A 12,741-nucleotide genomic window follows, 5' to 3' on the forward strand; every position below is an offset into this window, starting at 1 on the left:
GGTAAACACGAAGGAGATTTTCAGATGGCCCATACCCTCTCAGTAGCCGCGCCGGCGAAAGGCAGGCGTGTTGACCTGTCTTCCGACGCCGTCCGGCAAACCCGCATGGAGCTTGCCGCCTGCTTCCAGCTCGCGGCCAGGTTTGGTTTTGAAGAAGGCATCTGCAATCACTTCTCCGCGCTGGTGCCGGGCCATGACGACCTGTTCTTCGTGAACCCCTTCGGTTACGCCTTTCGCGAAATCACCGCGTCGCGCCTGCTGGTCTGCGACTTTGACGGCAATGTGCTGGACGGTGAGGGCCAGCCCGAAGCGACCGCGTTTTTCATCCATGCGCGCCTGCACCGCCTGCAGCCGCGTGTCCGCGTCGCCTTTCACACCCATATGCCCAACGCCACCGCGCTCAGCATGCTGGAGGGCCCGCCGCTGTTGTGGCTGGGCCAGACTGCCCTGAAGTTCTACGGCCGTGTCGCCGTTGACGAGCACTACAACGGCCTGGCGCTCGACAACTCCGAGGGCGACCGCATCAGCGCCACCCTGGGCGACGCCGACGTGGTGTTTCTCAAGAACCACGGCGTGATCGTGACGGGCCCGACGGTTGCCGAAGCCTGGGACGATCTTTATTACCTGGAGCGCGCCGCCGAAGTCCAGCTCAAGGCCATGAGCACCGGGCGGCCGTTGCGCGGCATTCCCCACGAGGTGGCGCAGCGCGCCTATGAACAGATGCGGGTGGGCGACCCGGCCAGCGCGCGGGCGCACCTGGATAGCATGCTCCGCCTTCTGAAGGAAGACGGCGTGCGGCTTTAGGCCGGCTCGGGCGCGGGTTCCGACGCAGGCTGCGCGGCGTCGGCTTCGCCATCGCCCAGTTCGCCGCCCAGCGCGTCCAGCACGTCGGGGATCAGCGAGGCCAGCTCACCGGTGATGATGGCCGCGTCGGTGTCAAAACCGTCGTCGTCCTTGCCGCTGTCCTGCACGCCGTCCAGCACCACGTCGAGCAGCTTGAGTTTTTTGAGCTGAGCGGTTTCGGTGAGCACAAAAGACACACGCTCGTTCCAGGTCATGGCCAACTGCGTGGGCACTTTGCCCGCGGCGATGTGCTGGGCCACTTCGTCGATGTCCAGCGTGTGGCGCGAATAGCGCACGGTCGCCTTCTGGTCGTCGGGCGTCTTGAGTTCGCAGTCGCGGTCGACGGTGAAGTTGTAGGGCGCTTCGCGCGTCGACAGCCAGTGCGACATCGCGGCAGCGGCCGACATCTGCGTCTGGATGGGGCTGGCCTTCAGGCCCGGCAGGGCGCCGGGGATTTCGCTGAGGGCTTCCACCAGGTAGCTGATGACCTTGTCGGCGCCCGTGAGGTTGCCGGAATCGACGACCAGGAATTTGTTCACCGGGTCTATCCACAGCGTGGTGGTCGATCGCTTGGTGAAGGCGCGCGGCAGCAGGTCCAGCATGACTTCCTGCTTGAACTCTTTCTTGATCTTGGCGCCCACACGTTCGCGGCCGGTCTCTTCCTTGTATTTTTCAATGCGTTCGTCCACCGCGGCTTTGACGGCCGAGGAGGGTACGGGCCGGCGTTCGGTGCACAGGCGCGCGATCACGGAGCGGCCCACGCTTTCGAGCAGCACGGTGCTTTTGTTGCCGCGCGGCGGCACCCAGCCGCTGGACTCGGGCTCGGTCGCGCCGCAGGGCACAAAACGGTGGGACTGGAAAATTTCTTCGAGGGCCTCCAGGGGCGGCAACACAAAATCTTCGGCAATGCGGAAAAAAATCGCGGTAGTGAACATGGATTCCGGGGAGGGTGTTGGAGGAAGGGAGACTGGCCCTGGGGCCGGCTGCAAGCGAAGGCCTTTGTGAGGATTCGCGGGTATGCGGGAAATTCTACCGGGGACCGCTGCGCGCGCGGCCGGGGTTTATGTGATATCCACCGTGTGGATGCCGAAGGTGCCCTTACGCCTGTCTTCAAAGTAATGTTCAAGGGTTTCCTTGACCGTTTTGAAGGCGATCTCGTCCCAGGGGATTTCGGCTTCGGTGAACAGCCGGGCCTCTATGGTTTCGTGGCCGGGGTCGAACTCGTCGCTTAAAAGCCGCGCGCGGTAGAACAGGTGGACCTGCCCGACGCGCACCACGTTCATCACGGTGAAGAGCCCCAGCATTTCAAACCGGGCGCCGGCTTCTTCGTCGGTCTCGCGGGCCGCGCCTTCGGAAGTGGTTTCGCCAAGCTCCATGAAGCCGGCGGGCAAGGTCCACTTGCCCCAGCGCGGCTCGATGTTGCGTTTGCAGAGCAGCACCTGCGCGCCGTCCTCGCCCCAGGTGGGCACGGTGCCCACCACGTTGAGCGGGTTTTCATAGTGGACGGTGTTGCAGGCCGGGCAGACCGCGCGTTCCTTGGTGTCGCCGTCGTCCGGCAGCCGGTAGGCCACGGCGGTGCCGCAGACACGGCAGTGTTTCAGGGGAAGGCGGTGCATCGAATGAGTGTAGCGGCTTCGCCCCGGGGGGCGGCTCGCCCGGCGCAGACCGGCCGGGGCATCAAAAAACCGGGCACAGGCCCGGTTTTTTGGGGGTGCGCACGAAGCGCGGCAGGCACTCAGGCCTTGGTCGTCTTGGTGTGCTTTTCGATCAGGCTGCGCGCCGTGTCGAGCAGCTTCTTGCCGTCGAAGCCCTTCTTGTTCATGTCTTCCACCCACTCGACTTCCACCGTGCGCGATTTGCGGCGGAATTCCTGGGCTTCGGCGGCGCTCACGGTGTAAATCGTGTTGCCGCGGTCGCTGGCGGTCTTGCGGCCGGGGACGTCGTTGCCCTGCTGCACCTTGCCCAGCCAGGCCGAGGTGGCCATGCCGGAGTTGTTGTCGATGACCTTCTTGAGGTCGGGCGCCAGCGAGTTGTACTTGGCCTTGTTCATGGCCATCACAAAGGTGGTGGTGTAGAGGCTGCCGCCGGCGGGGTCGAACTCGGCGTGGAACTTGGTGAGCTCGTTGACCTTGACCGAAGGCACGACTTCCCAGGGAATCACGCAGCCGGTGATGGTGCCCTTGCTCAGCGCGTCGGGGATTTGCGGCAGCGGCATGCCGACCGGCGTGGCGCCCAGCACGCCCATGAGCTTGGTCACCTGGCGCGTCGGCGCGCGCAGCTTGAGGCCGCGCATGTCGGCGATGGACTTGACGGGCTTGTCCACCGTGTGGATCACGCCGGGGCCGTGCACCTGCAGCGCCAGCACCTGGGTGTCCTTGAATTCATCGGGCGCGACCGTCTGCACGTATTCCCAATAGGCCTTGGACGTGGCTTCGGCGTTCGACATCATGAAGGGCAGCTCAAACACCTCGATGCGCGGGAAGCGGCCGGCGGTGTTGCCGGGCAGGGTCCACACCACGTCGACCACGCCGTCCTTGGCCTGGTCGTAGAGCTGCACGGGCGTGCCGCCCAGCTGCATGGCCGGGTAGCCTTCAAACTTGATGCGCCCGCCGGATTCTTTTTCGACCTTGTCCATCCAGGGCTTGTGCATGGCCAGCCAGACGTTGGACGAGGGTGACATGAAGGTGTGGAACTTCAGGGTCACGGCCTGCTGGGCCAGGCCCGAGAGGGCCGGGGCGCCCAGCGCCGCGGCGGCGCCGGTTTTAAGAAGGGTTCGTCGCTGAATCATGGCGTGTCTCCTGTGAACAATGTGGCTAACCAATATGGCTAACTTAAGGCAAGCGGGTGGGTTTGGGAAGCGGTGAAAGCCCTAGGAGCCTGGGTCTAGCTGATGTACTTCACCAGCCACAGCGATATGCCCGGGAACAGCAGCAGCAGGGTGGTGCGGATGGTGTCGCTGATCAGGAAGGGCATGACGCCCTTGTAGCTTTCGCTGATGGGCACGTCCTTGGCCAGGCCGTTGACGACGTAGACGTTCAGGCCCACCGGCGGCGCCAGCATGCCGAAGCCCACGGTCATCAGCACCATGATGCCGAACCAGATCGCGGTGGATTCCTTGCTCATGCCGAAGTCCAGGCCCATCACCATGGGGAAAAAGATCGGTATGGTCAGCAGCAGCATGGACAGCTCGTCCATCACCGCGCCCAGCACCACGTAAAACAGCAGGATGGCCGTGACGACCATCAGCGGCGACAGGCCCCAGCCGCCGACCACGCCGGCGAGCTGGTTGGGCACCTGGGTCAAAGCCAGCGCGGAGTTCATCAGGTCAGCGCCAATGAAGATCAGGAAGATCATGGCCGAGCTTTCCGCCGTGGCATAAAAACACAGCTTGAACTTGGCCCAGGTGATCTCGCGCTTGAGCAGGGCGGCCACAAAGGTGGCGGCCGCACCCACGGCCGCGCCTTCGGTGGGTGTGAACCAGCCGCCGTAGATGCCGCCGAACACGATCAGGAAAATGACGGCGATGGGCAGTATGCCCAGCAGGGAGGCCAGCGTCATGGGTGGCCTGTCTTTGTCCACCTCGGGGGCCTGGCCGGGCACCAGCCGCACGTAGATGGCGATGGCCACCATATAGCCCAGCATCGCGATGATGCCCGGCACCATGGCCGCGGCGAACAGCTTGGCGATGTTCTGCTCGGTGAGGATGGCGTAGATCACCAGCGGCACCGAAGGCGGGATCAAAATGCCCAGCGTGCCGCCGGCCGCCAGCGTGCCCGTGGCGAGACGGCCCGAATAGCCGTGGCGCTTCATCTCGGGCAGCGCCACACCGGTGATGGTTGCGGCCGTCGCCACCGAGGAACCGCAGATCGCGCCGAAGGCCGCGCACGCGAGAACCGACGCCATGGCCAGCCCGCCCTTGAAGCCGCCCATCACGCCCGCCGCGAAACCGAAGAGCGCCCGGCTGATGCCGCCCTGCGTCGCGAAATGCCCCATGAGGATGAACAGCGGAATCACCGACAGGTCATAGCTGGCAAAGCGCGCGAAGGCCTGGGTGTTGAGGAAGCTGGAGAACGGGCCCCAGCCGGTCTGCATCACATAGCCGATGGCGCCCGCGGCGAACATGGCGACGGCGATGGGCACACGCACGGCCATGAAGACCAGCATGATGCCGAAAATGACCAGGGCCAGCGTGATGGAGCTCATACGTGCGCCTCCAGCTCGTCCAGCGGATTGTGCGGCTCATGGGCATCCCCGAAGCCGAACACGGTCTGGTAAAAACCGATCACGCAGGTGAGCACAAAGGGCGGGACCATGGCGGCATACACCGTCCATTCCGGAAAGCCCAGGATCTGGGTTTCCGAATGTGTGTTGTAGGAATTGAGGCCGCCCAGCACAGTGCGCCAGGCCAGCAGGCCGAACACCAGGGCCAGCAGGAACGCGCCGAAGCGGTCCAGCCTGTCATTGGATTTTTGGCTCAGCTTCGCGGTGAAAAAGTCCACGATGATGTTGCCGCGCTGGATCTGGCAAAAGGGCATGAAAAGCGCGATGGCCGCGCCGGTGACCACGCCGGTGAGTTCAAAGTCGCCGACCAGGGTGGCCCCCAGCAGGTTGCGGCCTATCAGGCTGGCGCAGGTCATCAGGGTGATGGCGGTGAGCAGCACGCCCGCCAGAATGGCGCAGAGTTTTGCAAGGGACTGCAGGATTTTCAAGAAGGGTCTCCGAAAGGCAGGACGGGTCTCGGGAACGCCCCCAAGCCGCATGGGCCGATTATCAGAATTGCGGCTTGATACGGGCAGGCGGCTTACCCGAAGAGGCCGGGGTATTTGCGCGGTGATTAAAACAGATGCGCGTTCATCGCGCAAACCGCCGGCCCAAAAAAAACGGCCGCGCAGGGCGGCCGTTTGTCTTTGTTCACGCTGCCGTCCCCGCCTGCGTGACAGGCGCAGGGACGCAGCTTGATGCGCTTTCTGTACTTACGCGACCTTGACGGTCAGCGTGCCCAGGCCGGCCACGCTGCCGACCATGGTGTCGCCCGAGACCACAGCCGCCACGCCTTCGGGCGTGCCGGTGTAAATCAGGTCGCCGGGTTGCAGTTCCCAGGCGGCCGACAGGTGCTCGATGGTTTCGGCGACGTTCCAGATCAGCTTGGCAACGTTGCTGCGCTGGCGGTCCGTGCCGTTCACCTGCACGTACAGCTCGGCATTGTTCACGTCGCCGGCCTGGGCCACGGGTGTGATGGGGCCGATGGGCGCGGAATGGTCATAGGCCTTGCCGATGCACCAGGGGCGGCCCTGCTTTTTCATCTCGCCCTGCAGGTCGCGGCGCGTCATGTCCAGGCCCACGGCATAGCCGTAGATGTGCTTGTGCGCGTCGGCGGCCTTGATGTTCTTGCCGCCGGTGCCGATGGCCACGACCAGCTCGATCTCATGGTGCAGGTTTTTGGTGAGGCTGGGGTAGGGGATGCTGCCCGTGCTGCCGTTGTCCACAGCGACGATGGCGTCGGCGGGCTTCAGGAAAAAGAACGGCGGCTCGCGGCCGGTGAAGCCCATTTCCTTGGCGTGCTCTTCGTAGTTGCGGCCCACGCAGTAAATGCGGTGAACCGGAAAACGCTCTTGGGTGCCGTTGACGGGAACGGATACCGTGGCCGGTGGGGTGATGACAAAACTCATGACAACCTTTCTTCTCTGTGTATGCCCAGGGCTTGGTGCACCGGGCGGTCTGAAAAACTGAACAGCACACAACCTTGCGCCGATCGCAATTGCGCAGTGTGCCACGACGGAATCACAAAATGGTCGCGCGGGCCGAATTCGAAAACTTCGGTTTCGCCGTTGCGCTCGATGTGAACGGTGCCCGAACCCTCGACCACGCTGAACACCGCGCCGTCGGTCTGGCGCCAGGACTTGCCGGAAAAGCCGGCCGGCAGGCGCTGCATGAAGGTCGCCATGGTCGGCATGGGCGAGCCGCCGGTGGCCGGGTTGACGTAGCGCAACTTGACGCCGTCCCAGGCATCGATGTCGGCATGCGTTTCCAGCTGGTGCAGGGTCTCGCGGGTGCGGTCGTAGGGGTAGCTGAAGATGGGCGAGGTCTGGCCGAAGGGCGCGTCGTAGCGCATCGGCATCATGTTGGCGCCGTAGCGGTGGCTGCTGATGCCCAGCGGCTTGGTGACTTCCTGCTGCCTGGCGCCGCCGTTCTCGGCAAAGCCCGCGTCGAAGAAACGCAGCATGGGGATGTCCAGGCCGTCCAGCCAGACGACAGGCGTGTCGGATTCGACGCGGCCCTCATGGCCGTGGTCGTGCCAGGTCCAGCTCGGGGTGATGATGAAGTCGCCGGGTTTCATCTGCGTGCGCTCGCCGTCGACGGCGGTGAACGCGCCATGGCCTTCGACGACGAAGCGCAGCGCGCTTTGTGTGTGGCGGTGGCTGGGCGCGATTTCGCCCGGCATGATGACCTGCAGGCCCGCATACAGCGACTGCGTGATGCAGGACTGCCCGCGCAGGCCGGGGTTTTCCAGGATCAGCACGCGGCGCACCGCTTCTTCAGCGGTGATCAGCTGGCCCGACTGCATCAGGAAGGGGTGCACGTCGGCGTACTTCCACAGCGCCGGCTTGCAGGGCGTGCAGGGCGACTGCGGCACCAGCGCGTGCAGCACTTCCCAGAGCGGCGTCATGCTGTGCGCCGAGATGGCATCGTAAAAAGCCTTGCGTGCGGCACCGTTGGGCGCCGCGGGCTTGCCGTGGGTGGGAGGGGGCGTCATGTCCATGGTGGGTGTCCAGTCTCTAGGGTTTTTTAAAGATCGCCGTCGTTGTCATTGTCGAAATACACGCCGTCCCGCGTGAGCAACTGCTGCAGCTGCTTCACGTCGGTATCGGCAAAACAGGCGCCCGCGCCTGGCATGGCTGCCGCCGTGCCCGCCGCCTGGCCCATCACAAAACAGCCGCCGCTGGCGCGCGCGGCCGACTGGCCTTCGTGCGTCATCGAGGCGCAGCGCCCGGCCACCAGCAGGTTGGCGATGCCCTGCGGCACCAGCATGCGCCAGGGCAGCTCGTTGTAGGCGCGGCCCTGGGTGGCGTCCACATTGCGCGGGAATTGCCAGTCGATGCGGCCGTCGGCATGGAGCTCCATCGGCCAGGCGTTGATGCCGATGGCGTCGTCAAAGCGCGCCGAGGAGAGGATGTCTTCGCCGCTCAGCGCATACAGGCCCTGGATTCGGCGCGTTTCGCGGATGCCGACTTGCGGCGCGATGTCCACGATGGCGGAGCCCGCAAAGCCCGGCACTTCGCTGCGCAGGAAACGGAAGTATTCGGTGATCTGGCGCCGGCCTTCGAGTTCGCCTTCGCTGAGCTGGCGCGCATCGGTGGCGTCCATGGCCGTGCCCTGGGCGTTGCGGATCTGCGTGACGTTGGCGCGCCATTCGCTGGGGTTTTTCTGCGGCCTGAGGATTGCGCCTTCGCGCGGGAACTGGTAGCGGCCCGGGTTGCGCGCCTGGCTCTCGGCCATCAGGGTGTTGATGGCCTTGAACTCGCCCACGGCGGCCAATGCGCGCTCGGCGTCGACATGGCCGACGCGGAACATGGTCGAGGGAAACAGCGCGCTGCCGTGGCCGTCGCCGAGCTCGAAAGGCACGCCCGCAAAGTTCGCCACGTCGGCGTCGCCCGAGCAATCGATGAAACGCGTGGCGCGTACCGCCTGGCGGCCGGATTTGGTTTCCACCACCAGGGCGCTGATGCGCTCGCCTTCCATCACCACGGCCGCGGCCCAGGCGTGAAAGAGGATGTTCACGTCGGCGGCCACCAGCAACTGGTCGGCCGCGCATTTGTAGGCCGACACGTCGTAAGAACGCACGCGTATGCGGCCCTGCATGCCGTCCTGTGGCGCGTTGAGGCCGCCCAGGGCGTTGATGCGCTGCAGCAGGTCGTCGGCGACGCCGCGCACCACCTGCCGCATCTGGCCGTTCTTGCGGCCGTACAGGCCCGCGAAATTCGTGACACCGCCGGCCGTGCCCATGCCGCCCAGGAAACCGTAGCGCTCCACCAGCAAGGTGCGCGCGCCATGCCGCGCGGCGCTGGCGCTTGCGGCCAGGCCTGCGGGACCGCCGCCGATCACGACGACGTCGAATTCGCCGTAAACAGGCAAGCTGCGCGCGGCTTCGGTGATCAAGTTACACCCCCGTCCAGGCTCACTGCGTGTAGCCTGTTCCCCCCTCGAGGGGGCGGCGCCTGCGGTCTGGCAAAGCCAGTCCCGCGGCCCCCACTGGTCGTGCCCACTGAACTCTTCAACCCAGCATGAGCCGCGGAACCGGCTTTGCCGGGCCGCAGGCGGGCGGCCCCCTCGGGGGGCAGAGAGCTACACGCAGTGAGCGAACGTGGGGGCATCATTTACTCAAGTTTGATACCACGCGACTGGATGATGCCGCCGAGGATGGCGGCTTCTTCCTTCACGCGGCTTTTGAGGCCGTCGGGCGAGGTGCCCACGGCCTGCCAGCCCTGGTTGAACAGTTTTTGCCGCGTGTCGGCGTCGCGGATGATGCGCGGCACTTCCTGCGCCAGCCGCGCCTGCGCGGCCTTGGAGAGATTCGCCGGGCCGATCAGTGCCGTCCAGACTTCAAGGTTCACGCTGGCGACGCCGGCATCGGCCAGCGGCGGCACTTCCGGCACCAGCGAGGAACGCCCGCCGGCCAGGCCTATGGCCTTAAGCTTGCCCGCGCGCACATGCGGCATGGCCACGCCGGGCGGGATCAGCGCCATCTGGATCTGCCCGCCCAGCATGGCGGTGACCACCTGCGGATTGCCGGCAAAAGGCACATGCACGGGCGTCAGGCCGGGTACGCGGCTTTTGAGCAGCTCCATGCCCAGGTGGGCGACCGAGCCGTTGCCGACCGAGCCGTAGTTCCAGCGGCTGCCGCCCTGGCGCGCGGCCGCGAAGAAGTCGGCACCGCCGGGTTCGCCCACGGGCGCCACCAGCACCAGCGGCGCGGTGGCCAGCAGCGAGATGGGCGTGAAATCTTTCGCCGGGTCGTAAGGCAGCTTGGGGTAGAGCAGCTTGGCGGAGGTCAGGTTGCCGTTGATGACGACGCCCAGCGTGTGGTCGTCGGTGGCCTTGGCGACCTGGTCGGCCGCGATGTTGCCCGATGCGCCGGGTTTGTTCTCGATGATCACCGGCTGGCCGAGCGCGCGGCTCAACGGTTCAGCCAGCGTGCGCGCCGCCATGTCGGGGGTGGAGCCGCCGGGAAAGCCCACGAGGATGCGCACCGGCTTCGTCGGCCAGGCCGCTGCGGCGGACTGCGCGCAGGCGGCAGAAGACACAGCGACGAGTACGGCGGAAAACAAGGCGAAAGACACGGTGGAAAGAGGCTTCATCACAGTCCCTGAGGCTATAAAACCCTCATTGGAACAGTTTGGAAGGCTCGATGCCGTCGTACATCCACTTCAGGCCCGCGAAGCCCGCGCTTTCGGCGCCGCTCTGGAACATCTGGTTGCGCAGCTCGCGCTGTACGCCGGCCGCATGGTAAATATCACCATAAAAACGCGCGGTCAGTTGCACGCGGCCGGTGCGCAGGTAGCGCGCCTGCTGGTATTTCTGGAAGGCCAGGGGCAGGTCGCCGCGGGTGTGGCGCAGCGCTTCGCGCATGACCACCGCATCTTCGATGGCCTGGCCGGCGCCCTGGGCCAGGTACTGCAGCATGGGGTGGGCCGCGTCGCCCAGCAGCGTCACGCGCTTGTCGGTCCAGTTCTTGACCGGCTCGCGGTCGCACAGCACCCACATCTTCCAGGTCTCGATCTTGCCAAGCAGCTCCTTGACCTGCGAGCAGGCCTCGGCAAAACGCTCGGTCAACTCGGCCGTGTCGCCGAAAGTGTTCCATCCTTCGTCGTACTTGTTGCTGTGGAACACGGCCACCAGGTTGAACAGCTCGCCGCGGCGCAGCGGGTAGTGCACCAGGTGGGTTTTTTCGCCGCCCCAGAGTGTCACGTCGTCGCTCCACAAATGGGCCGGCACGTCCTCGCGCTTGAGCACCGCGCGGTAGGCGATGTGGCCGGACACGCGGGGCTTGCCGTCACCGACCACGGCCTCGCGGATGCGGCTCCACATGCCGTCGGCGCCTATCAGCGCGCTGCCTTCAACGACTTCGCCGCCTTCAAGCTTCACCGTCACGCCGTCGGCGCTCTGGTCGAACGATTCCACCTTGGCGCTGGTGCGCAGGGTGACGTTGGGCTGCGCGCGGCAGGCGTCCAGGAAGACCTGGTGCAGGTCGGCGCGGTAAATCACGCCATAAGGAAAGCCGTAAGTCGCGCGGGCGACATCGCCCAGCGGCACGCGCACGACTTTTTCGCCGGTGCGCACGTCGTTCATGCCCAGGCCGGGCGGGAAGAAGGCTACGCGGTTGATGGCTTCGGTCAGGCCCAGGTAGTCGAACATGCGGAAGATGTTCGGGCCGAGCTGGATGCCGGCGCCGATTTCGCCGAAGGTCGCGGCCTGCTCGAACAGGGTCACGCGGTGGCCGTCTTGCGCGAGCACCATGGCCGCGGCCAGCCCGCCAATGCCGCCGCCCGAGATGAGGAGTGGGAGTGGGGATGTTTGTGCCATATATGAGAGGATGGATGTGGGGTTTGAACCGGGGGAGCAGAGGATAAAACCGGGTTTTATGCGCTAATGATAAGTATACTTATTATTTCCGTCCCTAGTAGATACCCTGAATTGCAAAGCTGGCCGTTAAACTGCGCACATGGCAAAAACTTTTAATTTCAGCGAAGCCCCCGGACACCTGATTCGCCGCGCGCAGCAGCTTGCGGTGGCGATCTTCATGGAGGAAACGGCTGGTTTTGACGCCACGCCGGTGCAGTTCGCTATCCTGAACGCCCTCATGGACGACCCCGGCGAAGACCAGATCACGCTGTCGGGCCGCGTCGCCTTCGACCCGGCCACCTTCGGCTCGGTGATAGGCCGGCTGGAAGCCAAAGGCTGGGTCAAGCGCGAAGCCGACCCGTCCGACAAGCGCCGCAAGCTGCTGTGGACCACGCCCGAGGGCGAAAAACTCGCGCTGCAGATGAAACGCGCCGTCAGCCGGACCCAGCAGCGCATCCTGGCGCCGCTGGACGAGGACGAGCGTGTGCAACTGAACCAGTTGCTGGCCAAGCTGGTCACCGGCCACGAGAACGACGGCCGCTAGGGCAGCGCCCAAGGTGGCACGCCAATAAAAAACGGGGCTTTTCAGCCCCGTTTTTGTTTGATTCGCGAAACCTCAGTCCGATTTGGCCAGCAGGTTGAAATGCTCGACCGTGGGCGGGCCGGCGAAGAACGGCCCGACGATGGCGCGCCAGTCGGCAAAAGCGGCCGACTCGCGGAAATCGACGGTGTGGTTTTCCAGCGTGCCCCAGAAAATCTGCAGGATGTAGCGCTCAGGGCTCTCAATGCCCTTGTTGACCGTGAAGCCCTGGAAGCCCTTGGCCTTGGAAATCACTTCGCGGATGCCGCGCTGGATGGCTTCGTCAAAAGCAGCCTGCTGGCCCGGGTGGATGCGGATGTCGGCGAGTTCGAGAATCATGAGAAAAAGCTCCTTTTGGTTTGATGTCTCAGTATTGGGTAGCTGGCAACTCTACCGTCAATCCGTCCAGCGCGGGTGTGAGCCGGATCTGGCAGCTCAGGCGGCTGGTGGCGCTGCGCGGCGCGGCGGTGAATTCCAGCATGCCCAGCTCCTCGCCGTCGGGCGGCGGCAGGCTGGAGGCGTAGGGCTCCTGCACGTGCACGTGGCAGGTGGCGCAGGTCAGCAGCCCGCCGCAGTCGGCGGCGATGCCGTCCACGCCGGCCGCCACGGCGGCTTCCATCAGGCTTTTGCCGGGTTTGCCCTGGGCCTCGGTGGCGCGGCCGTCGGCCGCGATGAAATGAAGGGTGATCATGAAGTAG

Annotated in this window: 14 protein-coding genes; 2 read left to right on the forward strand and 12 right to left on the reverse strand. The window is 65.1% G+C overall.

Annotated features, from left to right (window positions below):
* Window positions 1-24 precede the first annotated feature (24 nt).
* Entirely contained in the window at window positions 25-804 is a 780-nt protein-coding gene (locus ACLV8F_RS10730; RefSeq protein ID WP_411884207.1) for an aldolase, read from the forward strand.
* Here ACLV8F_RS10730 and ACLV8F_RS10735 read toward each other — a convergent pair.
* From ACLV8F_RS10735 to ACLV8F_RS10780, 10 genes are all read right to left on the reverse strand, one after another.
* Window positions 801-1,778: a recombination-associated protein RdgC gene (locus ACLV8F_RS10735; RefSeq protein ID WP_411884208.1), complete on the reverse strand. Its 978-nt coding sequence runs from the start codon at window positions 1,776-1,778 to the stop codon at window positions 801-803. The genes ACLV8F_RS10730 and ACLV8F_RS10735 overlap by 4 nt on opposite strands.
* A 126-nt stretch (window positions 1,779-1,904) precedes the next feature.
* Window positions 1,905-2,459, reverse strand: coding sequence for an NUDIX hydrolase (locus ACLV8F_RS10740; RefSeq protein WP_411884209.1), 555 nt, complete (start codon window positions 2,457-2,459; stop codon window positions 1,905-1,907).
* A gap of 119 nt (window positions 2,460-2,578) precedes the next feature.
* The gene (locus ACLV8F_RS10745) at window positions 2,579-3,631 is read right to left on the reverse strand and encodes a TRAP transporter substrate-binding protein (RefSeq protein WP_411884210.1); all 1,053 of its coding nucleotides are present in this window, start codon (window positions 3,629-3,631) and stop codon (window positions 2,579-2,581) included.
* 95 nt (window positions 3,632-3,726) lie between these two features.
* Entirely contained in the window at window positions 3,727-5,046 is a 1,320-nt protein-coding gene (locus ACLV8F_RS10750; RefSeq protein ID WP_411884211.1) for a TRAP transporter large permease, read from the reverse strand.
* Window positions 5,043-5,552 (reverse strand): TRAP transporter small permease, encoded by a 510-nt coding sequence (locus ACLV8F_RS10755; RefSeq protein ID WP_411884212.1) that lies wholly within the window; start codon window positions 5,550-5,552, stop codon window positions 5,043-5,045. The genes ACLV8F_RS10750 and ACLV8F_RS10755 overlap by 4 nt, the downstream gene beginning before the upstream one ends.
* 264 nt (window positions 5,553-5,816) lie before the next feature.
* Window positions 5,817-6,512, reverse strand: a complete 696-nt coding sequence (locus ACLV8F_RS10760; protein ID WP_411884213.1) for a fumarylacetoacetate hydrolase family protein — start codon at window positions 6,510-6,512, stop codon at window positions 5,817-5,819.
* Window positions 6,509-7,603, reverse strand: coding sequence for a gentisate 1,2-dioxygenase (gtdA, locus tag ACLV8F_RS10765; protein ID WP_411884214.1), 1,095 nt, complete (start codon window positions 7,601-7,603; stop codon window positions 6,509-6,511). The genes ACLV8F_RS10760 and gtdA overlap by 4 nt, the downstream gene beginning before the upstream one ends.
* Window positions 7,604-7,629: 26 nt before the next feature.
* On the reverse strand, window positions 7,630-9,000 hold the full coding sequence (locus ACLV8F_RS10770; protein ID WP_411884215.1) for an FAD-dependent oxidoreductase: 1,371 nt from the start codon (window positions 8,998-9,000) through the stop codon (window positions 7,630-7,632).
* Window positions 9,001-9,218: 218 nt separating this feature from the next.
* Complete coding sequence (locus tag ACLV8F_RS10775; protein WP_411884216.1) at window positions 9,219-10,199, reverse strand: Bug family tripartite tricarboxylate transporter substrate binding protein; 981 nt, start codon at window positions 10,197-10,199, stop codon at window positions 9,219-9,221.
* A 25-nt stretch (window positions 10,200-10,224) separates the two neighbouring features.
* Window positions 10,225-11,424, reverse strand: coding sequence for a 3-hydroxybenzoate 6-monooxygenase (locus ACLV8F_RS10780; protein WP_411884217.1), 1,200 nt, complete (start codon window positions 11,422-11,424; stop codon window positions 10,225-10,227).
* A 139-nt stretch (window positions 11,425-11,563) separates the two neighbouring features.
* On the opposite strand from ACLV8F_RS10780, the gene ACLV8F_RS10785 reads away from it, so the two are divergent.
* Window positions 11,564-12,007, forward strand: a complete 444-nt coding sequence (locus ACLV8F_RS10785) for a MarR family winged helix-turn-helix transcriptional regulator (protein WP_411884218.1) — start codon at window positions 11,564-11,566, stop codon at window positions 12,005-12,007.
* A gap of 72 nt (window positions 12,008-12,079) precedes the next feature.
* Here ACLV8F_RS10785 and ACLV8F_RS10790 read toward each other — a convergent pair whose 3' ends face one another.
* Window positions 12,080-12,382 carry an antibiotic biosynthesis monooxygenase family protein gene (locus ACLV8F_RS10790; RefSeq protein ID WP_411884219.1) on the reverse strand — a complete coding sequence of 101 codons (303 nt, stop codon included), beginning with the start codon at window positions 12,380-12,382 and terminating at the stop codon, window positions 12,080-12,082.
* A gap of 28 nt (window positions 12,383-12,410) precedes the next feature.
* Window positions 12,411-12,734 (reverse strand): 2Fe-2S iron-sulfur cluster-binding protein, encoded by a 324-nt coding sequence (locus tag ACLV8F_RS10795; protein ID WP_411884220.1) that lies wholly within the window; start codon window positions 12,732-12,734, stop codon window positions 12,411-12,413.
* Window positions 12,735-12,741: the final 7 nt, after the last annotated feature.

The organism is Polaromonas sp. YR568 (genome assembly GCF_943369675.1).
Taxonomy (GTDB): domain Bacteria; phylum Pseudomonadota; class Gammaproteobacteria; order Burkholderiales; family Burkholderiaceae_C; genus Polaromonas.

Bases quoted from the DNA above. Each gene is read 5' to 3' on its own strand.
- ACLV8F_RS10780 (WP_411884217.1), bottom strand. From the start codon at position 11,424: ATGGCACAAACATCCCCACTCCCACTCCTCATCTCGGGCGGCGGCATT.
- ACLV8F_RS10785 (WP_411884218.1), top strand. From the start codon at position 11,564: ATGGCAAAAACTTTTAATTTCAGCGAAGCCCCCGGACACCTGATTCGC.
- gtdA (WP_411884214.1), bottom strand. From the start codon at position 7,603: ATGGACATGACGCCCCCTCCCACCCACGGCAAGCCCGCGGCGCCCAAC.
- ACLV8F_RS10740 (WP_411884209.1), bottom strand. From the start codon at position 2,459: ATGCACCGCCTTCCCCTGAAACACTGCCGTGTCTGCGGCACCGCCGTG.
- ACLV8F_RS10735 (WP_411884208.1), bottom strand. From the start codon at position 1,778: ATGTTCACTACCGCGATTTTTTTCCGCATTGCCGAAGATTTTGTGTTG.
- ACLV8F_RS10775 (WP_411884216.1), bottom strand. From the start codon at position 10,199: ATGAAGCCTCTTTCCACCGTGTCTTTCGCCTTGTTTTCCGCCGTACTC.
- ACLV8F_RS10745 (WP_411884210.1), bottom strand. From the start codon at position 3,631: ATGATTCAGCGACGAACCCTTCTTAAAACCGGCGCCGCCGCGGCGCTG.
- ACLV8F_RS10760 (WP_411884213.1), bottom strand. From the start codon at position 6,512: ATGAGTTTTGTCATCACCCCACCGGCCACGGTATCCGTTCCCGTCAAC.
- ACLV8F_RS10730 (WP_411884207.1), top strand. From the start codon at position 25: ATGGCCCATACCCTCTCAGTAGCCGCGCCGGCGAAAGGCAGGCGTGTT.
- ACLV8F_RS10790 (WP_411884219.1), bottom strand. From the start codon at position 12,382: ATGATTCTCGAACTCGCCGACATCCGCATCCACCCGGGCCAGCAGGCT.
- ACLV8F_RS10750 (WP_411884211.1), bottom strand. From the start codon at position 5,046: ATGAGCTCCATCACGCTGGCCCTGGTCATTTTCGGCATCATGCTGGTC.
- ACLV8F_RS10795 (WP_411884220.1), bottom strand. From the start codon at position 12,734: ATGATCACCCTTCATTTCATCGCGGCCGACGGCCGCGCCACCGAGGCC.